General features: G+C 59.3%; 24 protein-coding genes, 1 tRNA gene and 1 other RNA gene. 7 read left to right on the top strand and 19 right to left on the bottom strand.

Features of this window, described 5'->3' with window-relative positions; genetic code table 11:
• From B7Y89_RS03120 to rpsB, 6 genes are all read right to left on the bottom strand, one after another.
• Positions 1-744: a phosphatidate cytidylyltransferase gene (locus B7Y89_RS03120; RefSeq protein ID WP_292935654.1), complete on the bottom strand. Its 744-nt coding sequence runs from the start codon at positions 742-744 to the stop codon at positions 1-3.
• On the bottom strand, positions 734-1,378 hold the full coding sequence (gene uppS / locus B7Y89_RS03115; RefSeq protein ID WP_292935953.1) for a polyprenyl diphosphate synthase: 645 nt from the start codon (positions 1,376-1,378) through the stop codon (positions 734-736). The genes B7Y89_RS03120 and uppS overlap by 11 nt, the downstream gene beginning before the upstream one ends.
• 71 nt (positions 1,379-1,449) lie before the next feature.
• Positions 1,450-2,007: a ribosome recycling factor gene (gene frr / locus B7Y89_RS03110; protein ID WP_292935652.1), complete on the bottom strand. Its 558-nt coding sequence runs from the start codon at positions 2,005-2,007 to the stop codon at positions 1,450-1,452.
• Between the two features lie 3 nt (positions 2,008-2,010).
• Positions 2,011-2,733 (bottom strand): UMP kinase, encoded by a 723-nt coding sequence (gene pyrH, locus B7Y89_RS03105; protein WP_292935650.1) that lies wholly within the window; start codon positions 2,731-2,733, stop codon positions 2,011-2,013.
• 159 nt (positions 2,734-2,892) lie between these two features.
• Positions 2,893-3,819, bottom strand: a complete 927-nt coding sequence (gene tsf, locus B7Y89_RS03100; RefSeq protein ID WP_292935649.1) for a translation elongation factor Ts — start codon at positions 3,817-3,819, stop codon at positions 2,893-2,895.
• 122 nt (positions 3,820-3,941) lie between these two features.
• Positions 3,942-4,700 (bottom strand): 30S ribosomal protein S2, encoded by a 759-nt coding sequence (gene rpsB / locus B7Y89_RS03095; RefSeq protein ID WP_292935648.1) that lies wholly within the window; start codon positions 4,698-4,700, stop codon positions 3,942-3,944.
• A 414-nt stretch (positions 4,701-5,114) separates the two neighbouring features.
• Here rpsB and B7Y89_RS03090 point away from each other — a divergent pair, with 414 nt between their 5' ends.
• Positions 5,115-5,393 carry a hypothetical protein gene (locus tag B7Y89_RS03090; protein ID WP_292935646.1) on the top strand — a complete coding sequence of 93 codons (279 nt, stop codon included), beginning with the start codon at positions 5,115-5,117 and terminating at the stop codon, positions 5,391-5,393.
• On the opposite strand, the gene B7Y89_RS03085 is transcribed toward B7Y89_RS03090, so the two are convergent.
• The 4 genes from B7Y89_RS03085 to B7Y89_RS03070 all read right to left on the bottom strand — a co-directional run bounded on the left by B7Y89_RS03085 (position 5,341) and on the right by B7Y89_RS03070 (position 8,055).
• A complete protein-coding gene (locus B7Y89_RS03085; protein ID WP_292935644.1) occupies positions 5,341-6,183 on the bottom strand; it encodes a phosphatidylcholine/phosphatidylserine synthase in 843 nt (280 codons plus the stop codon). The genes B7Y89_RS03090 and B7Y89_RS03085 overlap by 53 nt on opposite strands.
• A complete protein-coding gene (locus tag B7Y89_RS03080) occupies positions 6,180-6,929 on the bottom strand; it encodes a phosphatidylserine decarboxylase (protein WP_292935643.1) in 750 nt (249 codons plus the stop codon). Before B7Y89_RS03080 ends, B7Y89_RS03085 begins: the two co-directional genes overlap by 4 nt.
• A gap of 60 nt (positions 6,930-6,989) precedes the next feature.
• Positions 6,990-7,841: an alpha/beta hydrolase gene (locus B7Y89_RS03075; RefSeq protein WP_292935641.1), complete on the bottom strand. Its 852-nt coding sequence runs from the start codon at positions 7,839-7,841 to the stop codon at positions 6,990-6,992.
• A 128-nt stretch (positions 7,842-7,969) separates the two neighbouring features.
• Positions 7,970-8,055 (bottom strand) — tRNA-Tyr (locus B7Y89_RS03070).
• A 170-nt stretch (positions 8,056-8,225) separates the two neighbouring features.
• On the opposite strand from B7Y89_RS03070, the gene rlmB reads away from it, so the two are divergent.
• Complete coding sequence (gene rlmB, locus B7Y89_RS03065) at positions 8,226-9,041, top strand: 23S rRNA (guanosine(2251)-2'-O)-methyltransferase RlmB (protein WP_292935639.1); 816 nt, start codon at positions 8,226-8,228, stop codon at positions 9,039-9,041.
• 15 nt (positions 9,042-9,056) lie between these two features.
• Positions 9,057-9,920: a hypothetical protein gene (locus B7Y89_RS03060; protein WP_292935637.1), complete on the top strand. Its 864-nt coding sequence runs from the start codon at positions 9,057-9,059 to the stop codon at positions 9,918-9,920.
• A gap of 94 nt (positions 9,921-10,014) precedes the next feature.
• On the opposite strand, the gene B7Y89_RS03055 is transcribed toward B7Y89_RS03060, so the two are convergent.
• The 9 genes from B7Y89_RS03055 to B7Y89_RS03015 form a co-directional block, all read right to left on the bottom strand.
• The gene (locus tag B7Y89_RS03055; protein ID WP_292935636.1) at positions 10,015-10,287 is read right to left on the bottom strand and encodes an HU family DNA-binding protein; all 273 of its coding nucleotides are present in this window, start codon (positions 10,285-10,287) and stop codon (positions 10,015-10,017) included.
• A 204-nt stretch (positions 10,288-10,491) separates the two neighbouring features.
• Positions 10,492-12,897, bottom strand: coding sequence for an endopeptidase La (gene lon / locus B7Y89_RS03050; protein ID WP_292935634.1), 2,406 nt, complete (start codon positions 12,895-12,897; stop codon positions 10,492-10,494).
• 179 nt (positions 12,898-13,076) lie between these two features.
• Entirely contained in the window at positions 13,077-14,114 is a 1,038-nt protein-coding gene (locus tag B7Y89_RS03045; protein ID WP_292935632.1) for an MlaA family lipoprotein, read from the bottom strand.
• 28 nt (positions 14,115-14,142) lie between these two features.
• Positions 14,143-14,478, bottom strand: a complete 336-nt coding sequence (locus B7Y89_RS03040) for a YbaB/EbfC family nucleoid-associated protein (protein WP_292935631.1) — start codon at positions 14,476-14,478, stop codon at positions 14,143-14,145.
• Positions 14,475-16,316 (bottom strand): DNA polymerase III subunit gamma/tau, encoded by a 1,842-nt coding sequence (locus tag B7Y89_RS03035; protein WP_292935629.1) that lies wholly within the window; start codon positions 16,314-16,316, stop codon positions 14,475-14,477. The genes B7Y89_RS03040 and B7Y89_RS03035 overlap by 4 nt, the downstream gene beginning before the upstream one ends.
• A gap of 64 nt (positions 16,317-16,380) precedes the next feature.
• Positions 16,381-16,475: signal recognition particle sRNA small type (gene ffs, locus B7Y89_RS03030), an RNA gene on the bottom strand.
• A 69-nt stretch (positions 16,476-16,544) separates the two neighbouring features.
• Positions 16,545-17,348, bottom strand: coding sequence for an SDR family NAD(P)-dependent oxidoreductase (locus tag B7Y89_RS03025; protein WP_292935628.1), 804 nt, complete (start codon positions 17,346-17,348; stop codon positions 16,545-16,547).
• Between the two features lie 9 nt (positions 17,349-17,357).
• Positions 17,358-18,497, bottom strand: a complete 1,140-nt coding sequence (locus B7Y89_RS03020; protein ID WP_292935626.1) for an acyl-CoA dehydrogenase family protein — start codon at positions 18,495-18,497, stop codon at positions 17,358-17,360.
• Between the two features lie 3 nt (positions 18,498-18,500).
• The gene (locus B7Y89_RS03015) at positions 18,501-19,676 is read right to left on the bottom strand and encodes an acyl-CoA dehydrogenase family protein (protein ID WP_292935625.1); all 1,176 of its coding nucleotides are present in this window, start codon (positions 19,674-19,676) and stop codon (positions 18,501-18,503) included.
• A 182-nt stretch (positions 19,677-19,858) separates the two neighbouring features.
• On the opposite strand from B7Y89_RS03015, the gene B7Y89_RS03010 reads away from it, so the two are divergent.
• The 4 genes from B7Y89_RS03010 (at position 19,859) to B7Y89_RS02995 (ending at position 23,600) form a co-directional block, all read left to right on the top strand.
• The gene (locus tag B7Y89_RS03010; RefSeq protein WP_292935624.1) at positions 19,859-20,704 is read left to right on the top strand and encodes an SDR family oxidoreductase; all 846 of its coding nucleotides are present in this window, start codon (positions 19,859-19,861) and stop codon (positions 20,702-20,704) included.
• A 100-nt stretch (positions 20,705-20,804) separates the two neighbouring features.
• Positions 20,805-22,097 (top strand): acyl-CoA dehydrogenase family protein, encoded by a 1,293-nt coding sequence (locus tag B7Y89_RS03005; protein WP_292935622.1) that lies wholly within the window; start codon positions 20,805-20,807, stop codon positions 22,095-22,097.
• Positions 22,098-22,118: 21 nt separating this feature from the next.
• The gene (locus tag B7Y89_RS03000; protein WP_292935620.1) at positions 22,119-23,207 is read left to right on the top strand and encodes a Zn-dependent alcohol dehydrogenase; all 1,089 of its coding nucleotides are present in this window, start codon (positions 22,119-22,121) and stop codon (positions 23,205-23,207) included.
• A gap of 3 nt (positions 23,208-23,210) precedes the next feature.
• Positions 23,211-23,600 (top strand): reverse transcriptase-like protein, encoded by a 390-nt coding sequence (locus B7Y89_RS02995; protein ID WP_292935618.1) that lies wholly within the window; start codon positions 23,211-23,213, stop codon positions 23,598-23,600.
• The last annotated feature ends 56 nt before the right edge of the window (positions 23,601-23,656 follow it).

The following is a 23,656-nucleotide window of genomic DNA, read 5'->3' as shown; positions in this document are numbered from 1 at the left end:
TCAGGCACCCACCTGCGATGCGGCCCATGCGGTTCCGGCGATAATCGCGACCGGCAAGAGGCCATCGACGCGATCAAACAAGCCGCCGTGGCCGGGGATGAGGCGTGAGGAATCCTTTACCCCTGCCCGCCGTTTGAGCCATGATTCGTAGAAGTCACCGGCTTGGGCAAAGATCGCGAGGGTTGCTCCGACGAGGGCGGCCACGCCAACATTGGCGACTTCAAGCGCAGAGGCAAGGCTGGGGCCGGTCGGGCCGATGGCAGAGAGCAGGTAACCGGCAGACAATACGACGACTGCGGCCCAAATTCCCGCGGCCGCCATGCCGCCAGCAAGACCGGACCATGTCTTTGATGGACTGATCTTAGGGGCAATCTTGGGACCGCCCAGTGACCGCCCGGTAAAGTACGCGCCGGTATCGGTAAAGATCACGACGCCCAGCACGGCTAGCATCAAAGGTTCGGGCATGACTGCCAAGGCCAGCCCTGCCCAGCCGATATAGACCGCGCCTGTGAGAACCATCGGCATCAGCGCGGCAGGCGTTGTGGCGATTTTGCTTGCCAGCATCACGTATTCGACGAAAACCCCGAACGCGACTGCCGCAACAAACAGATCAAGCGCCAGTCCGCCAAACCAGAACGCGGTTCCGGCAATGGCCAGCATGACCACCGCCGACGCGACGCGCACCAGCAAGTCCGACCTTTTGGGTTCAACCAGAGGCGGCGCGAAGGCAGGCTCAGCGTCCACCGAACCGCCTCTCACGCGATGTGAATTGCGCCAGTGCCTCGGCCAGATGGGCGGGCTTGAAATCAGGCCACAGCACATCAGTGAACCACATTTCAGCATAGGCGGCCTGCCACAGCAGGAAATTCGACAGGCGTATTTCACCGGACGTGCGGATGAGCAGATCGAGCGGCGGCAGGCAGGCGGTATCGAGTTCCGCCTCGATCGCCTCAGGGGTGATCGCGCCTTTTTCAGCCGCGCGGGCAGCGGCGCGAGCGATTTCCTGCTGCGATCCGTAATTGAGCGCAATGGCCAGCGTGGTACCATTGTTGGCGGCAGTGCGCGCCATGGCATCTTCGATCATCTCTACGATATCGGGCGCAAGTGCCTGATAATCGCCGATGATCCTCAGGCGCACGTTGTTGGCGACAAACTCTTCAAGATCGCTGCGGATGAAGGTCCGCAACATGCCCATCAGGTCAGAGATTTCGTCGGCGGGACGCTTCCAGTTCTCTGACGAAAAGGCATAGAGCGTAAGTGCCTCAAGCCCCATATCGCGCGCGGCACGGGCTATTTCGCGCACCGTATCTACGCCGCGCTTATGCCCGAAGGCGCGGGGCATCATCCGCTTTTTGGCCCAGCGGCCATTGCCATCCATGATGATGGCAACGTGGCGCGCCTTGCCCACGCTGCCACCGTTACCGTCAGCGATCGAGGCCGCGACCGGCGTCACTTGCCGAGGATTTCCTTTTCCTTGGCCGCGGCAGCCTCATCGGCCTGCTTGATCACTTCGTCGGTCAGCTTTTGCAGGTCCGTCTCGGCGCGCTTGCGTTCGTCTTCCGAGATTTCTTTCTTGTTTTCATCGGTCTTCAGCGCATCCATGCCATCGCGGCGCACGTTGCGGATCGCGATGCGGGCGTTTTCAGCATATTTGCTGGCAAGCTTGGCCAGTTCCTTGCGGCGCTCCTCGGTCAAATCGGGAATCGGCAGGCGCAACGTGTTGCCATCATTGATCGGGTTCAGGCCAAGACCGGCTGAACGGATCGCCTTTTCCACAGGGCCGATGGATGACTTGTCCCACACCTGCACAGTCAACATGCGCGGTTCTGGGGCCGAGATGGTCGCGACTTGCGTGATCGGCATGTGCTGACCGTAAACGTCGACCATGATCGGTTCGAGCAACGCCGTATTGGCGCGGCCCGTGCGAAGCCCGACGAGATCATGCTTCAATGATTCAACAGCGCCCTTCATGCGGCGCTCAAGATCAGCCTTGTCATATTTAGCCATGGTTCAGGCTCCTTTCTGGACGACCGTCTGCGTGCCCCCACCCGCCAGCACACGGGCCAGATTGCCCCGCTCACGGATGGAAAAGACGACGATCGGAATGCTGTTATCACGGCACAGCGCAACCGCGCTGGCATCCATGACTTGAAGATTGTGTGCGAGCACAGTGTCGTAATCCACTGCATCGTAACGCTTTGCCGATGCGTCCTTCTTGGGATCAGCATCATAAACGCCATCAACGCTGGTGCCTTTGAACAAGGCATCACATTTCATTTCAGCCGCCCGCAGGGCAGCGCCGGAATCGGTCGTAAAATAGGGGGCGCCAACGCCGGCTGCAAAGATCACGATCCGCCCCTTTTCAAGGTGGCGTTCTGCGCGGCGGCGGATGACCGGTTCGCACACCTGATCCATCTGCACGGCAGACTGGACGCGGGTGCCGACACCCAATTGCTCAAGCGCGTTCTGCATGGCCAGCGCGTTCATCACCGTGGCCAGCATGCCCATATAATCGGCCTGGGCGCGGTCCATGCCTTTAGCAGCACCAGCCATACCACGAAAGATATTGCCGCCACCGATCACAAGGCAGATCTGCAAACCGCTATCGCGCGCATCCTTCACCTCTTGGGCAAGGCGCGCGACGTAGTCGGTATCGATCCCGAACTGCTGCTCTCCCATCAGCACCTCGCCCGAAAGCTTTAGCAGGATGCGCTTTAACGGGGGCAGACTCATGGGAGGATCAAACTCTATGACGATGTGGGACGGCGGCTCTTATACCCCTGTCGGGGTCCGTGCCAAGAGCATGTGCACGGTTTCAGACACAACTATCCCCGCACTGGCAGGCCACCGCGTTTGGTGGCCCGCCGATGCGGGGACGGTTAGGCGTCAGACTTACTTGATACCGGCAGCAGCAGCCACTTCGGCAGCAAAGTCGGTTTCTTCCTTTTCGATGCCTTCACCAAGCTGGAAGCGGACATAGTCCACCAGCGCGATCTTGGTGCCAGCTTCCTTGCCGGCTGCATCGACGACCTGTTGAATGGTAGACTTGTTGTCCATCACGAAGATCTGCGAAAGAAGAGCGTTTTCCTTGGCATACTTGGCAACGGCGCCGTCAACCATCTTCGCCTGGACTTCCGCAGGCTTGCCGCTTTCCGCAGCCTTTTCAGCAGCGATCTTGCGTTCACGCGCGATCAGTTCAGCGTCAAGGCCTTCAGCGGTCAGCGCCTGCGGGAATGCAGCGGCGATGTGCATCGCGATCTGCTTGCCCAAAGCTTCGAGCGTTGCCGCAGGAGCTTCGGATTCAAGCGCGACGAGCACGCCGATCTTGCCGAGGTTCGGGGCGGCTGCGTTGTGCATGTAAGGCACGACAACGCCATTGCTGACAGCGACGTGCTTGATGCGGCGCAACTGCTGGTTTTCACCGATGGTGGCGACGTTATTGGTCAACTTGTCCGAAACGGTGCCGCCATCAGGATAAGCAGCAGCCTTGAGCACTTCGACTTCCGTAGCGCCCGTGTTCAGGGCAACGTCGGTTGCCTTCCGCACGAAGTCCTGGAACTGGTCGTTCTTGGCGACGAAATCGGTTTCGGAGTTGACTTCAACAGCCACGCCCTTGGTGCCCGAAACGGCAACGCCAACCAGTCCTTCGGCCGCAGTACGGCTCGACTTCTTGGCAGCAGCGGCAAGGCCCTTCGAGCGCAGCGCGTCCACCGCGGCTTCGAAATCGCCAGCGGCTTCTTCGAGAGCCTTTTTGCAATCCATCATGCCGGCGCCAGTACGCTCGCGCAGGTTCTTCACGTCAGCGGCGGTATAAGCCATCGCGTTGATCCTCTATTTTTTTGAAAAATGGGAAGGCCGCAGCAAGTGCCGCGGCCCTTAAATCACATTCGGGACAATTGCATGACGGTGGCAAATTGCGCCACCGTCATGCGAATTCCGGATCAGGCCTCGACGCTGGCTTCTTCAGCAAGCGGTTCAGCCATGGCGCCGATGTCAGCGCCCGAGGCAATTGCGGCATCACGGCCACCGCGCGTTGCAGCAGCAGCCACAGCTTCGCAGTACAGACGGATGGCGCGGCTGGCGTCATCGTTTGCCGGGATCGGGAATGCAATGCCTTCTGGCGAAACGTTCGAATCGAGGATGGCAACGACCGGGATACCCAGAACGTTTGCTTCCTTGATGGCGAGTTCTTCCTTGTTCGCGTCGATCACGAACATCACGTCAGGAATGCCGCCCATGTCGCGGATGCCGCCGAGCGACAATTCAAACTTGTCACGTTCGCGCGTAAGCTGAAGGACTTCCTTCTTGGTGAGGCCCGTGGTGTCTCCCGAAAGCTGTTCTTCCAGCGCCTTGAAACGCTTGATCGAACCCGAGATCGTCTTCCAGTTGGTGAGCATGCCGCCCAACCAACGATGGTTGACGAAGTGCTGGCCCGAAGCGCGTGCAGCCTGTGCGATCGGCTCTTGCGCCTGGCGCTTGGTGCCAACGAACAGAACCTTGCCACCGTTTTGCACGGTTGCAGCGATGAATTCGAGCGCGCGGGCCATCAAAGGCACCGACTGCGACAGATCAAGGATGTGGATGCCGTTGCGCGCACCGAAGATGTACGGCTTCATGCGCGGGTTCCAGCGGTGGGTCTGGTGACCGAAGTGCGCGCCGGCTTCGATAAGCTGGTGCATCGTGACGACGGGTGCCGCCATAAGAGAATTCCTTTCCGGTTGTGCCTCCGGGAAGCTGGAACTGCTGCGGAGATCCCGCTTGCAGCACCGGTGAAGATGCTTCCCGTGTGGATTGTCGGCATCGTTCACGAACCCGACGTTCGCAAAAACCCTCCGACGTCGGCGCGCTTAGACTGGCGGTGTGGAAAAATCTACCCTGAAATTGCCAAGACAGATTGGCTTTGGAGCCATAGGGCCAGCCGGGCGCGCACAAAATTTGTGCATCAACCGTTTTCCCGCTTGACGGAAAGGAACAAAAAGAGAACATTTGTTCCGACGCCGAATCAGTCAGCGGCTATTCAGGAACAATATCGCAATCCACAGGTTTTCCACAGACCTTTCCATAAAGTTATCGGAAACGGGTCGAACGGAAAGAAAAGCTAAGGAAATCGCGTCATGCTCGCTCTACTTTCAACATTCGTCTTCGCTGCTGCCGCAACCTTTGCGATTGCCGCTGTCTTTGTGACGATGAAAGGACGACGCAGCCAGATCGCGGCGCTGATGGCCGACTATCGGTCATTGCAGCAGGACCGCGAATTTCTGGTCTATGTAACGAGTGTCGAGCGCCCTGCCCCTCGTGCTGCCGCAGACCAACTGGTCCGTCGTACAGCGCGCCGTGCGCTTAAGCGGGCGGAAGCGGCTCGGTCCGGCCAATCGCTGCGCGTTGCCGCTTAACTTTGGCATAACGCACAAAGCCGATGGGTAAGAACAGGACATAGACCACGCAGATGCTGACCAGCGTCAACCATGGTTCGGTAAGAAGCGCGACGGTGACAAGGCCGACCAAGGCGATCAGTTCAAGCCGCACGCTGCGGCGCGGACGCAAAGACGTCCAGCTAAGCGTGGCGATGTTCGAAATCATCAGAAACGCGATCACTACCAGCCACGGTCCAACCACGATGGGCAGGCGAAACACCGGATCGTCGGTGGCAATCCACAAATACATCGGCAGGAACGCAAGGCCCGCTGCCACAGGTGCTGGAATGCCGGTAAGGAAGCCGGCGGATTTGTGTGGTTGATGTTCCACGTCGATTTGTGCGTTGAACCGGGCAAGCCGCAATGCACAGGCGATGGCCACGGCAAGCGCAGCAAACCAGCCGATGCGCGGCGCTTCTTGCAATGACCACAAGAACAAGATCAGCGCAGGCGCTACACCAAACGAGACATTGTCAGCCAGGCTATCAAGTTCCGCCCCGAACCGCGATTGCGCTTTGAGCAGGCGCGCGATGCGGCCATCAATGCCATCAAGCAGGCCCGCCACAATGACCGCGGCTACAGCCTTGCGCCAATCTTCGGCAACGAGCACCGGATCAGTGCCTGACGCTGCGGTAACGGCAAAGCGGATGCCGGTAAGGCCTGAACACAGCGCAGCAGTTGTAATCGCGTTGGGCGTCATCGCCCGCAAAGTCAGGCCACCGGGAAGACGGCCACGACGCGGAACTTCATGATCGCCCGATGTGCTCACTGTGCGACACCCTCAATCATGGGAGCATCGCCGAGATCGGCAAGGATAGTCTCGCCTGCTACAATGCGTTGGCCCATCAGAACTTTGGGTTCAGTGCCAGCAGGCAGATACACGTCGACCCGGCTGCCAAAGCGGATAAGACCGACGCGCTGGCCGACTGCAACAATGTCTCCGCCTTTGACGAAGGGGACGATGCGGCGGGCGATAAGGCCAGCGATCTGGGTAAAGCCGATTTGCACACCGTCGCCGCGCTCCACCAAGAAATGCTGGCGTTCGTTCTCTTCGCTGGCCTTATCAAGATCGGCGTTGAGGAACTTTCCGGGGATATAAACTACCCGGCGAATCGTGCCCGCAATGGGCGTGCGATTGATGTGAACATCGAACACGGACATGAAGATCGACACACGCGTAACCGGAGCATCTGTCATCCCGCGAACGCCGGTGCCATCATCGGCACACAGTTCACGCGGGGGTGAGACTTTCTGGATCAGCGTGATCAGACCGTCAGCGGGAGCGACGATGAAGCGATCATCGCGCGGGGTAACCCGCACAGGGTCGCGGAAAAACGCCAGCACGCCCAGCGTCAGGAACGCCAAGGGCCAAGCCAGCGTTTCCCACGCCATAAGCGCTGCGCCAAGGCTGAGTGCGCCTGCAATGAGGCCGAACTTGCGGCCTTCGGGATGGATGGATGGCCATGACCACCCGGCGGTGCCGCGACCACGGTTATCAAGTATTTCTCCGGACATTCGCCCCATCTAGGGCCTGGCACCCGATGCCACAAGCAAACTTGCGCCGAAGTGCTGACTTCAATCGGCCATTGGCGGTTTTGACGGCATAACGCGGTTCAGGAAACCAAGCACCGCATCGTTAAAGAGATCGTTGCTGTCCCCTGCCACCATATGCCCGGCCCCGCCGATATCGGCGATATCAAGGTGCGTGATTCGCGCCTGGAGATCGGCAACGCCTTCGTCCGTGACGATATCCGACTTCATCCCGCGCACCAGCAATGTCGGGACGGATTGCGTCCATGCGGCATCTTCCAGCAAATCTGTCAGCCGTTCGGCGTGGTGATCGACGGTCAGAAAGCGCGGGTCCCAATGCCAGCGGAACCGGCCATCACCAGTGTCGCGCAAGTTCTTGGCCAAGCCATCAAGACGTGTCGGGCGGGGGCGATCTGGATAATAAGCTGCAATCGCATCAGCGGCTTCTTCAACTGACGCAAACCCATCCGGACTGGCTGACATAAAACTTAATATACGCCCGACCCCGGCTTCGGAAACTTTTGCAACGATATCGACGAGCACCAGCGCATCGGGCACAAGCCCGCGACAGGCGGCAACCATAGCGCTTAATCCGCCAAGCGAAGCGCCGACGAATGCAACGGGCCGCGCAGCATAGCTGCAAATCGCTTCGAGATCGGCAGAGCGACGCGCAAACGAATAATCGCCATCCGGCTCCCAATCGCTCTCACCATGGCCGAGCAGATCGTAATTGATGACATGATATCCGGCGCGCGCCAGTTCCACACCAGCGCGGTCCCAACTGTGCCGTGTCTGCCCACCGCCGTGACCAAGTATTATAGCAGACGCGCCACGCTCACCAAACTCGTCAGCGACAATGTGCAGGCCACCTGACACAGGAATGCGAATGGTGTTCATCGCAACCGCATTAAGCAAGGACGCGGCTGATGCAACAAGCTTGGTTGGCCAAACCGCAGGCTTATCGCCCCGGCACTGAAGCAGCTTAATAGCCGCTGCTTTAAGGAACAAAGCCTTGTCTGCAGCGGTGGTGGACAGGGGTGGATTCGAACCACCGTACGCTCTCGCGGGCAGATTTACAGTCTGCTGCCATTAACCACTCGGCCACCTGTCCACACCAGTGCTGCCGGTGCAAGAAACCTTAAAAAGGGTTCTCAAATTGCAGGCCCCACAAGGAGGCCGTCCGGCCGAGAGGCGGTCCTTTGGCGAAGCATCGCTTGCCTGTCAATGGCCACAGTGGCATGCGCGGCACGATTTTACACGTTAGCGAAGAAAAGGTAGCCGATGCCCCGCAACAACGATGAACAAAAGGGCAAGTCCCTGCGTGGACGCGAAGCCCGGAACAAGCATGGTCGCGGATCAGGCCGCGCCAATGGCGGCGTTGTGCGCCTGTGGGGGCGCCACGCGATTGAGGCGGCGCTGACCAATCCCAATCGCGATGCCAAAAAGCTGTGGGGCACGCGTGAAGCAATCCAGCAATTGCTGGAAGACAATGACGCCGAACTGCCAAGCACCCTGCCCGTAGAATATGCGCAGGCCGCCGATTTGGGACGTTTGGTGCCGAAGGATGCGCCGCATCAGGGATTGGTGCTGGAATGCCTGCCGCTGGATGATGTGGCGCTTGATGACATGCTGGATGAATCCGAAGGTCGCACGATCGTGGTGCTCGATTCGGTGACCGATCCGCACAATGTCGGCGCAATTCTGCGTTCGTGTGCCGCTTTCGATGTGGCCGCGCTGGTAACGCAAGATCGCAATTCGCCCGTCGAATCGGGCACACTGGCAAAGTCGGCCTCAGGCGCGCTGGAAACGGTGCCATGGGTGCGTGTGGTCAATCTGGCCCGCGCGCTCGAACGGATGGCTGAAGTAGGCTATTGGCGGATCGGACTGGACGGGGAAGGCAAAGCGGTCTTCCCGTCTGCCCTGCCTAAGGGCCCCGTGTTAATCGTGATGGGTGCCGAAGGCGAAGGACTTCGCCACAATGTTGCGCAGCATTGCGATGCCATCGCGCGCCTGCCGATGGCCTCTGCGATAGAGAGTCTTAACGTGTCGAACGCTACAGCGATTGCCTTATATGCGGTTTACACACGCGAAAATTGAGTTGGCTGGAGAGGCATGATGCGTCGCTTGGGAGCAATATCGGCGGTTTTGGCAGCGGCGCTTCTGTTGGCGGGGTGCATGCTGTTGCCCGGCAAGTTCACGTCAGATTTGGCTTTGCGCAAAGATGGCACTTTCAGCTTTGCTTACAAAGGCGAGATCTACTTGGTTGCGCTATCGAAAATGGCGGCGGACAAGCGCGGCAAGGAGCCAAGCGACGCGGTATTTGCGCCGACTCCCTGCTATGCAGACCCATCGGGTGATGAGCGCGAATGTTCGAAGAACGAAATCGCCGACCAGCAAGCCACTTGGGCCGAAGAGCAAGCGTCAGCCAAAGCCGCTGCAACTGACAAGCAAAAGTCCGAAGAGGCCATGATGAAATCGATGCTCGGCGGCATCGATCCATCAGACCCGCGCGCTGCGCAGGAATTTGCCGAGCGGTTGCGCCGCCAGCACGGTTGGAAGTCTGTGATCGATAAAGGCGACGGTCGCTTCGAGGTGGAATACGCAATCGCCGGAAAGCTAGATCATGATTTCACGTTCCCGATGATCGAAAAGTTTCCGATTGCAACGCCGTTCGTCACGCTGATCCGCCGTACGGACGGCACAGTGCGGGTGGAAGCGCCAGCGTTCACTTCGGGTGCTACAGCATCACCGTTTATGGCGATGGCGGCGGCTGCGGGCGACAGTGCCGGGAAGAAGGCAGGAGCAAACGGTATACCGACACTGGATGGTGCGCTGACGCTGGTGACGGACGGGGAAATCCTTGCCAACAATACTGACGAAGGCCCAGCCCCTACTGCAACGGGCAAGACCTTGGTTTGGAAAGTGAATGCGCGTACCGCCACTCCACCAACGGCGCTGGTGCGCACGGCACCCTGATCCGACGAAAGGCATGAAAAAACCGCATCGGCCCGATGGGCTGGTGCGGTATTTTCGTGTTGCTATCCCCGGCATTCGCCGGGCAGACACCAGGTTAGTTGACGGCGTCTTTCAGGCCTTTGCCAGCCTTGAACTTGGGCTGGGACGATGCTTTGATCGACATCGGCTCACCCGTACGCGGGTTGCGACCTATTGATGCCTTGCGCTTCGCAACGGCAAACGTGCCAAAGCCGACCAGACGGACTTCATCGCCCTTGGTCAGCGCGTTTGTGATCGATTCAAAAACAGCTTCGACTGCCTTGGTTGCATCGCTCTTCGATAGACCGCTTACATCGGCAACAGCGCCGATCAGATCATTTTTGTTCATTCGCGGAACCCCCTACGATTTTTCTTGTGAAAGGTTGGGTTTGAATCGCCTTTCGGGTGGCGGCGAAGAAACCTGAGAAACGCGTTTCTGTCAAAGGTTAATAACGAAAGGCAGGCTCAATCCAGCCCAAAAACAGCCACTTTTGCGAAGCCGGACTGCCCGCGCACAATGTGGCTATGCGCGGGCAGTAAAGCGTAGCTTCGATCAGTGTGCCGTGTGCGAGGGCACCTGGCCTGCGGCAAGCTGGCCTGGCTGGGTCGCCAGATCGTCGGCTTCGGTCCATTCAATCGGCTGGTGTTTGGAAGTAAGGGCATGCGCCAGAACTTCGTCCACGTGGCTGACCGGAATGATCTCCAAGCCTTCTTTGATGTTTGCCGGAATCTCGGCAAGATCTTTACGGTTTTCTTCGGGGATCAACACCGTTTTGATGCCGCCGCGCAAGGCCGCCAGCAGCTTTTCCTTCAAGCCGCCGATTGCCAGCACCCGCCCGCGCAAAGTGACTTCACCCGTCATCGCAATGTCTGCGCGCACCGGAATACCGGTAAGCGTTGAAATCATGGCGGTGACCATGCCGATGCCGGCGCTTGGCCCGTCTTTGGGCACCGCGCCTTCGGGCAAATGGATGTGCAGGTCCTTGCGCTGGAAGATCGATGGCTTGATGCCATATGCAGGGCTACGCGCTTTGACGAAGCTGAACGCCATTTGCACGCCTTCGCTCATCACTTCGCCAAGCTTGCCCGTGGTGCGCACCGCGCCCTTGCCGGGTACGGTCACACATTCGATGGTCAGCAATTCACCACCGACCTCGGTCCAAGCAAGGCCGGTGACTGCGCCAACCTGATTTTCCTCGTCAGAAACGCCATGGCGGTATTTGCGAACGCCAGCGAATTCATCAAGGTTTTCAGGCGTTACAGTGACGCTCTTGGTTTTGCCCTCAAGGATCTGGCGCAGCGATTTGCGGGCCAGACGCGCGATTTCACGCTCCAGCGTGCGAACGCCAGCTTCGCGCGTGTAATAGCGGATGAGATCCCGCAGTGCTTGATGCGTCAGCTCGAACTCACCCTTTTTAAGGCCGTGGGCTTCGATCTGCTTGGCAATCAGATGACGCTCGGCAATCTGGACCTTCTCGTCCTCGGTATATCCTTCAAGCCGGATGATTTCCATGCGATCCAGCAACGGCTGCGGCAGATTGAGGCTGTTGGCCGTGCAGACAAACATCACGTCTGACAGATCAATGTCGAGTTCAAGGTAATGATCCTGGAACTTCGAGTTCTGTTCAGGGTCAAGCACCTCGAGAAGCGCCGAGGCAGGATCGCCACGGAAATCCTGACCAAGCTTGTCAATTTCATCGAGCAGGAACAGCGGGTTGGATGCCCCCGCTTTGCGCAAGTTGGTGACAATCTTGCCCGGCAGTGAGCCGATATAGGTCCGGCGGTGACCACGGATTTCCGCTTCGTCGCGCACACCGCCCAGCGATTGGCGAATGAATTCGCGGCCCGTTGCCTTAGCAATGGATTTGCCAAGCGACGTCTTGCCGACGCCCGGAGGGCCGACGAGGCACAGGATCGGGCCTTTGAGTTTGTTGGTACGCGCCTGCACCGCCAGATATTCGATGATGCGGTCTTTGACTTTGTCGAGCGCATAGTGATCGGCATCAAGCACGGCCTGCGCGGCTGGCAGATCGCGCTTCAGCTTGCTCTTCTTGCCCCATGGCAGGCCAAGCAGAACATCAAGGTAATTGCGGATGACAGTGGCTTCGGCGCTCATCGGCTGCATGCCTTTGAGCTTTTTCAGCTCGGCCTGAGCTTTGGTCCGCGCTTCTTTCGACAGCTTGAGCTTATCAATCTTTTCAGCCAGTTCGGCGATTTCGTTGGCTTCGCCATCGTCACCACCGCCCAGTTCGGACTGGATCGCCTTCAACTGTTCGTTGAGGTAATACTCGCGCTGGGTCTTTTCCATCTGGCGCTTCACGCGGCCACGGATCTTGCGTTCAACTTGCAGCACGCCAAGTTCACCCTCCATGAAGGAGAGCACCATTTCAAGACGCTTGAGCGGATCAGCTTCAGACAGCACAGCCTGTTTGTCCGCGACCTTTACCGCCAGATTGGCAGCAGCGGAATCCGCCAGCTTTCCAGCATCTTCGATATCACCCAATTGGCCGCCAGCATCCTGCGGCAGCTTCTTTGAGAGTTTGGCATATTCGGCGAACTGATCGACGACCGAGCGCATCATCGCCTGTATTTCGGTGCTGGTGGCGACCACGGGTTCTAGCTGTTCGACTTGCGCAATCAGCATCAGGCCATTGCTGGTGGTTTCTTCGCGCAGATCGTGCAGCTTGGCGCGGTCCTTGCCTTCGACAAGCACACGTACAGTGCCATCAGGCAATTTTAGCAACTGCAGGACCGAGGCGATGACGCCGGTTTCATACAGATCATCGCGGTCAGGATCATCGCAACCCGGATCAAGCTGGGCGAGCAGGAAGATATCCTTGTTGCCAGCCATTGCCGCTTCAAGCGCTGCGACGGACTTTTCACGCCCGACGAACAACGGCACGACCATGCCGGGGAATACCACGATGTCACGCAAGGGAAGCAGAGGATAAAGATTCATTTTTACTTCGTTTCCGTCGTTCCGGGCATACTGCCCTGGGCATAGTCCGGATATGGGGGTGCCCTGTCGCTGTCGCAATGGCTTTCAGCACATCCTTTGTGGATCATGCGCACAACAATGCCACTTGAGCCGATGGAAAATCAGTTAACCCGGTGGTGAGTGTAAGCCCGCGCGCTGGTTTAGCGCGGAGGCACGTAATCTGCAGGCAACGGTTGAACGACGGGTTGCGAAATGAACACAATTGTTGGCGTTACAGGGACTTGCACTTCAGCAGCCACTTCCGCAACGGCTTCGGGCAAGATGATTGAGCCTTCCTGCTGGAAATCGGCCTTGCCTTTCAACGCGTCAATTTCTGCCTGACGGGTCTTGAGATAGAATTCGCGATATGAAGCGTAAGGATTGGATTCCTCGTCAATCCGCTTGAACAGTTCATCATTTTCAACCCTGTCATCAAGCGAGCGCACGACAAAGCCGCCATAGACGTATGCCGGATGGCGCAACGGCCCACCCACAGCAAAGGGCATGAGGAACCGGTCAAGGCCAAGGCCGATAACATCCCGCAGCGTTGTGGCACCAACCAGCGGCAGAAACATATATGGCCCGTTGCCTATGCCGTAATAGCCGAATGTGTAGCCAAAACCGTTGCGGCGATAGGGCAAGTTGAACGGCTTGGCCTTGGCAACGTCCATCACCCCGACAATGCCGATGGTTGAATTGATCGCAAAACGGCCAAGCGTTTCAGCGGCCTTGCCCGGCTTCAATTGCAGCAAGAAATTAAGCGCAACGATGGGTTCGGTCAGGTTGACCAAAAAATTGCGCAGACCCGTGCGGACCGGGCGCGGAATGGCCTTTTTATACTGCATGGCAACCGGCGCAATTACGGCACCGTCAACTGCCTGCACCGCATCATAAGAGGCTTGATTTACAGACTGCATCGGATCTTGCGCAGGGCTGCGTTCGCCCGAAACGACGATGCCCTGTTCCGCAGGCTGGCTGGTTTCGTCAAGCGGCGCTGCTGGCGGTGGCGTTCCGTCTGTGACTGGCGCAAATCCGGGTACCGGCAAAGTGACGGGTGTTTCAGAGGGTGTTCGGGGCTGAACGGACGGCGCGGGTGGCTCCAAAGTGGCCTGCGGCGTTGCGTCTTGCACAGACGAATCCGCAGCAGGAACCGTAGCGCTTGCGATGAGCGCCGCGCCGGCCAGAACAGTTAGACTCAAGTCTGAATTCCCTTGATAATCAGTCCGATCAGAACGGCAGCTTGAAGCCCGGCGGGATGCCAGCGGCCATCTGCACTTTCTGCATCTCTTCTGCTGCAGCCGCGTCGGCTTTGCCGCGCGCATCGTTAAAGGCGGCGGCGACGAGGTCTTCGAGGATGCCCTTGTCGGCTGGTACGATCAGGCTATCGTCAAGCGATACGGCGATCACGCGGCCTTTGGCAGACGCGCGGATACGCACCAGCCCACCGCCTGCAACGCCCTCAACCTCGATGGAATCGAGCGTCGCCTGGGCGTCTTCCATTTGCTTCTGGATGGTCTGCGCCGCTGCTTGGGCGGCCTGGATCATCTCTTCCATCGACTTCATGCGCGTTTGCTCCAAGGTCTTTTTTCGTGCTCTCGCGAGCTTTCTTCATCAACGATCACGGCGCCGGGAAATGCCTCAAGCGCGGCTTTCACCAGCGGGTCCTGCTTCAGCGCGACAGCATCTGCCGCCACTTGGGCCGCCCGTATTTCTTCAAGGCTAGGCGCGGCATTACCTTCAGCCTGTTCAACAATCCACGCATCACCCGTCACATGATTCAGTGCACGGCGGATTTCCGCACCCGGATCGCCGGGGACGCCCGATGCCAATTGATAGCGCAGCACACCGGGCTGAAGGTCAACAATCCGCACGGCAAGGCGCATCGTAGACCCGACGAGCGGTGAAACATGCTCAACTTGTTCAACCAACGCTTCCCAATTGACAGCGGCTGGCGGCGCAGGCGTTGCCAGTGCCCCCACCCCAACTGCCCCTGCCCCAACTGCCCTTGCCCCATCGACGGGAACTTGCATGGCAACGGCTGGGCGCGATGACAGTTCCTCAAGCTTGCGGATAAGGCCGCCGGGATCGGGCATTTCAGCCGCGTGCATCACGCGCAACAGCGCCATTTGCGCCGCCACCAGCGGATCGGGCGCGGTCTTTACTTCATCGTAGCCCTTGAGCAGCAATTGCCAGAGACGATGCAATTGCCCTGCCGCCAGCGTTTTGGCCCACGCTTCGAGCGCTTCGCGTTCTTCGGTAGAGCGCACATCAGGGCCAACTCCGCCAATTTGCGTCACGGTCACGCGGTGAACCACGTCCATCTGCGCGCGCATCATCGCTATGGGTTCAATGCCGAGCGCGTATTGCTGCGCCACTTCTTCGAGCACCGTGTTGCCCTTGCCCGAAAGCACCGCTTCGAGCAGGCGGCGCTGCATCGTCTTGTCGGCAAGGCCAAGCATCTGCCTGACCTGGTCTGCCGAAACATGTGTGCGGCCATCATCGCTGCCAACCAGATCGGCGTGGCTTATCGCCTGATCAAGAATCGACAGGCCATCACGCACCGATCCTTCTGCCGCCGCTGCGACCATCGACAGCGCTTCGGCATCTGCCTCGACGCCTTCCTTTTCGCAGATCATGGCGAAATGGCTAGCGAGAAGGGGCGCCGGAATGCGCTTGAGATCGAATCGCTGGCAGCGCGACAGCACCGTGACCGGCAGCTTGTCGACTTCGGTGGTGGCAAACAAAAACTTCACATGCGCAGGCGGTTCCTCAAGCGTCTTGAGCAACGCATTGAAAGCATTGCGCGTCAGCATGTGAACTTCGTCAACGATGTAGATCTTGTAGCGCGCAGAGACGGCGGCATAGCGCACCGCTTCGATGATCTCGCGCACGTCATCCACGCCAGTGTTCGAAGCTGCGTCCATCTCGATAACATCGATATGGCGACCCTCGGCGATCGCGATGCACGGTTCGCACACCCCACACGGATCGATGGTCGGCCCGCCCTGCCCGTCAGGCCCGATGCAGTTCAGCGCCTTGGCAATGAGGCGCGCGGTCGAGGTTTTGCCAACCCCGCGCACACCGGTCATCAAGAACGCGTGCGCCAGACGATCACGCCGGATCGCATTGGCTAGCGTTTGCACCATCGCATCCTGCCCGATCAGTTCGGCAAATGTTTGTGAGCGATACTTGCGCGCCAGCACGCGATAGGGCTGGACCGTTGGTGGTGGTGCAGGCGCAGGTGACGGCAGTGTAAGCTCTAACGGCGCTGGTGCCGGAGCGGTTACAGGTGCAGGTTCGCCAAACATCGACGACTGCCCCGCAGCCTCAAGCTCGTCCGCGCTTGGCCCCGGAATTTCGTCGTCCGGCCCATCGCCGAATATGTCAGGTGAATCGCCCATTGCGTCCTATGTAGGAACTCGCGGGCCCATTGTCGAAGGGGGGGCGGCGTAATGGGTGGAAAAGGAAAAAGGAGCCGGCCGACCCGCCGCAAACCGTTGTGGCTGCTTCCTTCCGGACCTGACCAGGTTGGCGGACGCAAGCGTCCGACCGACTCCCGACGCGGCATATGGCGAGGCGCGGCTGGTTTGTCCAGAGATTCGGGACAATGGGCATCGCGCGGTGCGCGATCAATGCCCCGATGGATCGACCGCACCATCGGGTATCCAGCCGTTCACAATGCCGCCATCGATTGGCAATGGCGTTCCCACCACGTAATCGCCTGCCCTGCTGGCGAGGTAAATTGCGCCGCCAGCCATATCCTCGATTGTACCAACCCGGCCCGAGGGGATGCCTTTTGACGATCCCTCGGGGTTTTTCGCCGCTGCCTTGTTCATTTCTGACGGGAATGCTCCGGGGCAGATGCAACTGACCACGATGTTGTCGCGGATCAACCTTGCCGCCATCCGTTTGGTCAGGTGAATAAGCGCAGCCTTGGACGCTTGATAGCTATATGTTTCCCACGGATTGGGGCGCAAACCATCTACAGAGGCGATATTGATGACTTTGGCAGGCTGGCCGTTGCTTGCCGCTGCCATCAGCAGGCCATGCAGCTTCTGTGTCAAAAAGAACGGCGTTTTGACATTAAGGTCCATGACCTTGTCCCAACCGGCTTCGGGAAAGTCCTCAAACTCTGCGCCCCATGCAACCCCGGCATTGTTGACGAGGATATCAATCCTGCCTTCACGCGCAGCAAGATCGGCGGCAAGGCGTTCAATGCCTTGGACAGTGGCAATATCGCCCGGCAGCGCGATGCAGCGCTCGCCCAATCGCGCAGCGGTTTCCTCGACCACGGCAGCCTTGCGCGCGGTGATATAGACCCGCGCACAGCCCGCCGCGATGAACCCTTCGGCAATCATCGCGCCGATCCCGCGCGAACCGCCTGTAACAACGGCAATGCGGCCTTCAAGGCTGAACAGTTTGCTGAAATCCATGTCTGATCCTCAATAGCCGTTCAGTCGGGCGACGCGCTCTGCATGGTAATATTGATCGCCCATAAATTCGCCGAGCGAGCGGTCACGCTTCATATACAGGCCGATATCGTATTCATCAGTCATGCCGACCCCGCCGTGCATCTGCACGCCTTCGCGCACCGCCAGATTGCATGTGCGCGCAGCCTTGGCCTTGGCGACCGAGACCATCAGTTCGGCCTTTTCCGATCCGCCGTCCAGCAATTGCTGGGCCTTGATCACAGCCGCTGTGGCGATTTCGAGTTCGGAATAAAGATGCGCGGCGCGGTGCTGGAGCGCCTGAAATTCACCAATCAGCTTCCCGAATTGCTTGCGGGTTTTGAGGTAAGCGGTCGTGATGTCAAACGCCCCCTGCCCCACGCCGGTCAGCTCTGCCGCCGCGCCGATACGCCCTGCATTCAGCACTTTGTTCAGCAAAGCCCGCCCGCCATCGACATCGCCGATCACGCAATCGCCATCCAGTTCAACATTGTCGAAGGTGATATTGCTGGCCATCGCGCTATCGACCAGCCGCAGGTTTTCGTGGGAAATCCCCGAAGCGTCCTTGGGCACGGCAAACAGCGTGATGCCATCGTCGTCACTGTCGCTGCCCGAAGTGCGCGCGGCGACGATGATCGCGTCTGCCGATGCGCCCTGCACCACGAACGCTTTTGAGCCGGACAGCCGGAAGCCGTTACCCGCCTTTTCCGCGCGGCAGGCGATGCGTTCGGGGCGGTGCTTGGGGCTTTCATCAATGGCGATGGCCAGCACGCTATCGCCCGCAATCACACCGGGAAGCCAGCGCCCGCGCAAGTCATCCGATCCGCCGGACAAGGCGGTGACGCCCATGACCGAGGTGGTAAGGAAAGGTGACGGCGTTAGGTTCCGCCCGATTTCCTTGAGCACGATGCCCGCCTCGACATGGCCCATGGCCAGCCCGCCATCGGCCTCTTCCGCCAGCATGCCGGTCAGGCCCATTTCGGCAAACTGCTTCCACAAGGCGTGGCCGAAGCCGTCCTTGCAATCCATATCGCGGAAATGGCGCAGCTGCTGCTTGATGCCGCCTGCATCGGCCATGAAGCCTGTGACGGTATCGGCCAGCATCGCCTGATCTTCGGTGTGATCTAGTGGCATGGATCAGGCCCCCGGCAATTCAAGGATGCGTTTGGCAACGACGTTGAGCATGACTTCGCTGGTGCCGCCTTCGATCGAGTTTGCCTTGGTGCGCAGCCAGCTCCGCGCAGGCGTGCCGCCATTGGTACGCTCGCTGTCCCATTCCAGCGCGGTTGCGCCGCCTGCGGCCATCAGCAGTTCGTGACGGCGCTTGTTCAGTTCTGTGCCGACATATTTCATCATGTTGGGCTGTGCGGGATGCGCCTTGCCGACTTTGGCTTCATCAAGGAACTTCTCGCCCATCGCGGCATAGGCCAGCGCATCGACATCGAACATTGCCAGTTCTGCCCGCAGGATCGGATCATCCAGACCATTGCGCGCGACGACCGCGCCGATGGCATTCATGCGGTCACCGCCGCCCGCGCCCGAAATCATCTCGCGCTCATGGCCGAGCAGGTACTTGGCCACATCCCACCCGCGATTGAGTTGCCCCACGATCTGGTGCTTGGGCACCTTCACATCATCGAAGAACGTTTCACAGAAAGGCGAATTGCCGCTGATAAGTTTGATCGGCTTGGTCGTGACGCCCGGTGTAGTCATATCGAACAGCAGGAAACTGATGCCCTGATAGGTATTGGCCTTGTCAGTGCGGACGAGGCAGAAAATCCAGTCGGCCTTGTCAGCGTAGGACGTCCAGATTTTCTGGCCATTGACGACCCAATGGTCACCTCCCACCGGATCGATGACTTCCTCACCAAAAGTTTGCAGACTGACCAGATCGGAGCCGGAACCGGGTTCGGAATAGCCCTGGCACCACCGGATTTCACCGCGAGCGATTTCGCCGAGATAATGGACCTTCTGTTCCTCGGTGCCGAACTTCAGCAAGGCAGGGCCGAGCATCCAGATGCCGAAGCTGGACAACGGGGGCCGCGCACCGATGCGGGCGCATTCCTCGCGCCAGATCTTCGCCTGCGCCGGAGACATGCCTGCACCGCCATAGGCCTCGGGCCAATCGGGCACGGTGTAGCCTTTGGCAACGCAGGCTTCGAGCCATGCCTTCTGGGCGGGGTTCTTGAATTTGAAGTTGCGGCCACCCCAACAGATGTCGGCTTCATCACGCGCAGGTTCGCGCATCTCGGCGGGGCAATTGGCCTCCAGCCAATCGCGGATTTCCTGACGGAAACCATCAAGGTCAGACATATTTGCGCTCCTCTCTTTAATCGCAAGGTTAAGGCGAGTCGCAAGGTTCTGGCAAGTGCTGAATCTTGAAGGATTCCTGACATTTCGGGCAAGCCAGCATGCCGTAGCGTAAACCTGACAAGCGTTGACGGCGGCCGGATCGGGCCTAAGCTGAGGCCATAATCCGGTCTGGGAGAGACCCTTTGCGATTTGAGCGTAAAACAATCGTCGTAACCGGCGCAGCGTCCGGCATTGGCCGTGCCACCGCGCTTGCCTTTTCGGGCGAAGGCGCAACCGTGTTTGCCGCAGACATCGATGAAGACGGCCTTTGCGCGATGGCTGCAGCGTCAAACGGCACCATCGTTACGGCGCGCTGCGATGTGACGAAAACAGAAGACATCAAGGCGTTGATGGACCTCGCGGCGGGCGAAACGGGCGGCATCGATTGCGTGTTCAACAATGCCGGTGCTGGCGGTGATCGTGCAACCATTGACGAGATCGAGCCGGAAGGCTGGGACCGTACGATGGATTTGCTGCTGCGCTCGGTTGCGTTCGGCATTCGCTATGCCGTGCCGCACATGATCGGACGCAAGGGCGCATCGTTCGTCAACACATCCAGCGTTGCCGCCATCGGGCCGGGTTATTCCCCCACCGCTTATGCCGTGGCCAAGGCAGGTGTATTGCACCTTACCAAGACCGCCGCTGCTGATCTTGCCAGGCATCAGATCCGCGTGAATGCAGTGCAGCCCGGCTTTATCAACACCAACATCTTCACCAGCGCACTGGGCATGCCCGAAGAGCTTGAGCTTCAGGCCAAAGGTGCAATCGCGGCGATGTCCACACAGGCCCAGCCGGTTGCGCGCGGCGGACAAGCCGACGACATTGCACAGGCCGTGTTGTTCCTTGCCAGTGAGGCCGCAAGCTTCATCACCGGAACGTCGTTGCTGGTTGATGGCGGCATCACCATTGGCCCGCGCCACAGTTGGGACCCCGAAACACCCGGCCTGTTCGACACGCTGCAAAAGATGGCCAACGCTGGCAAAGCGTAATGATTTGCATCAACGACGCCGCCTGACTGTTCGCCTAATTTCGCCCCGCATTGCACGATTGCCCGCCTGATCACCGTGGGCCACGTCTAAGGAGACAGACATGGATTTCGAACCGACCGACCGCCAGAAATATTGGCGTGATCGTGTCCGCCAGTTCATCGAAGACAACATTCGCCCGCGCGAAAAGGACTACAAGACCGAACAAGCCACGGGCGATCGCTGGAAGGTGATCCAGACCATCGAAGAAGAGAAAGCCCGCGCCAAGGCGAAGGGCATCTGGAACCTGTTCATGCCGCCGCGCAATGGCGGCCATCATCATGTGGATGAAACGTTCGAATTTGAAGGCCCCGGCCTCACCAACCTTGAATATGCGTTATGCGCCGAGGAAATGGGCCGCATCACGTGGGCAAGCGAGGTTTTCAATTGCTCTGCGCCCGATACCGGCAACATGGAAGTATTCCACCGCTATGGCACCGCGGAGCAGAAAGAGCAGTGGCTGCGCCCGCTGATGAACGGCGAAATCCGGTCAGCCTTCCTGATGACCGAGCCGCAAGTGGCCTCGTCTGATGCGACCAACATCGAAACCTCGATCCGGCGCGAGGGCGATGAATATGTGATCAACGGGCGCAAATGGTGGTCTTCGGGCGCGGGCGATCCGCGTTGCAAAGTGGCCATCGTGATGGGCAAGACCGATTTTGAAGCAAAGCGCCATCAGCAGCAATCGATGGTGCTGGTGCCGCTGGACGCGCCGGGTGTGAACATTCTGCGCCATTTGCCCGTATTCGGGTATGATGATGCGCCCCACGGCCACATGGAAATTGACCTCGTTGATGTGCGGGTGCCGGTGACGAACATGTTGCTGGGCGAAGGACGCGGGTTCGAGATTGCGCAAGGGCGCCTCGGACCGGGCCGCATTCACCACTGCATGCGCACGATTGGCGTAGCCGAAGAGGCGCTGGCCAAGATGGCGCGCCGCCTGCAAAGCCGCGTGGCGTTTGGCAAGCGCGTGTCAGAGCAATCGGTTTGGGAAGAGCGCATTGCACGCGCCCGCATCGATATCGACATGACGCGCCTGCTGTGCCTCAAAGCCGCTGACATGATGGACAAAGTTGGCAACAAGGCGGCAGCGCTGGAAATCGCCATGATCAAGGTGCAGGCCCCGAACATGGCGCTGCGCATTCTGGATGATGCCATTCAGGCACATGGCGGCGGCGGCGTTTCCGAGGACTTCGGCCTTGCACTGGCTTATGCCCATATGCGGACGCTGCGGCTTGCTGACGGCCCTGACGAAGTTCATGCGCGGTCTATCGCACGGATCGAATTTGCGCGTCATTCCGACGTATCGCAAGCCGACCGGGGTCTTAGTTCAGGCGACCTTGGTGTTGCCCGCTGACCCGTTTGAAGGAACCGACCGATGAAAGCTGCTGTTCTTGTCCAACCCGGCCAACCGCTGGAAATCCATGACCTGACAGTGGCCCTTCCCGGCCCGCATGAAGTGTTGATCCGCACGGCTGCATGCGGGCTGTGCCATTCAGACCTGCACTTCATTGATGGAGCATACCCGCACCCTTTGCCCGCCGTACCGGGGCATGAGGCTGCGGGTATTGTCGAGGCGATCGGATCGGAAGTGCGCACCATCAAAGTGGGCGATGCGGTGGTGACGTGCCTTTCAGCGTTCTGCGGACACTGCGAGTTTTGCGTGACGGGCCGGATGGCGCTGTGCCTTGGGGGTGATACCCGCCGCCGGGATGGCGATGCACCGCGCCTGACCCGCACCAACGACGGCAGCGCGGTCAACCAGATGCTGAACTTGTCTGCTTTTGCCGAGCAGATGCTGGTACATGAACACGCCTGTGTGGCCATCAATCCGGATATGCCGCTGGACCGCGCCGCGATTATCGGTTGTGCGGTGACGACCGGTGCCGGCGCGATATTCAACGCTTGCAAGGTAACTCCTGGCGAAACGGTGGCTGTGGTGGGTTGCGGTGGTGTCGGCCTTGCCACTGTAAACGCTGCGAAAATCGCGGGCGCGGGGCGGATCATCGCGGTTGATCCGATGCCCGAAAAGCGCGCGCTGGCCATGAAACTTGGCGCAACTGATGCGATTGATGCAAGCCCCGAAGCTGCCGGGCAAATTGTTGAAATGACCAAGGGTGGTGTGCATCATGCAATCGAGGCGGTGGGCCGGCCGGCATCGGGTGATCTGGCAGTAGCAGCGCTGCGACGCGGGGGGACGGCTACGATCCTGGGGATGATGCCGCTGGACCACAAAGTCGGGCTATCTGCGTTGGACCTGTTATCCGGCAAGAAGCTGCAAGGGGCGCTGATGGGGGGCAATCACTTCCCGGTTGATCTGCCGCGTCTGGTGGAATTCTACATGCGCGGATTGCTTGATCTTGATAGTATCATTGCGGAACGCATCCCGCTTTCAGAAGTGAACGAAGGCTTTGAAAAGATGAAACAGGGCCACTCCGCGCGCTCGGTTATCGTGTTCGACAAATAGCTTATGACGAAGGACCGGCGGACCAAGGTGTTCTTTGACGGAGGCTGCCGCCCCAACCCCGGCCCGATTGAAGTTGCCGCCGTTGTGCGGGGGCAAGTCTTCATCCGCGATGATCTGGGCCATGGCGGGAATGGTGATGCAGAGTGGATGGCGCTTTTGCATGGGCTGGGAGTGGCGCAGAAGCTGGGTTTGGCCGACTTCGAGATGGTGGGCGACAGTTTGCCCGTGATCGAGAGGGCGAATGGTGTCGTTCGGTGTCGGTTTAGTGCTGAATTGGCGCATTACGCGCGCTTTTCAGAGCTTTGTGACGTAGGTCGGCCTGCCAGAATTCGCTGGGTCAAGCGGAACCAGAATCTGGCGGGGATTGCTTTGGCCGCAAGGCATGAGCGGTAGGAAAAGAAGAACAAGCCCTCCCCCGCCCCCTCCCGCAAACGGGAGGGGGGAAGAAG

Origin of the sequence: Novosphingobium sp. 32-60-15, from assembly GCF_002280675.1 — a bacterium.
Taxonomy (GTDB): domain Bacteria; phylum Pseudomonadota; class Alphaproteobacteria; order Sphingomonadales; family Sphingomonadaceae; genus Novosphingobium.
The sequence above is the reverse complement of the archived record's forward strand: the minus strand, read 5'-3'. Positions and strand labels throughout refer to the sequence as shown.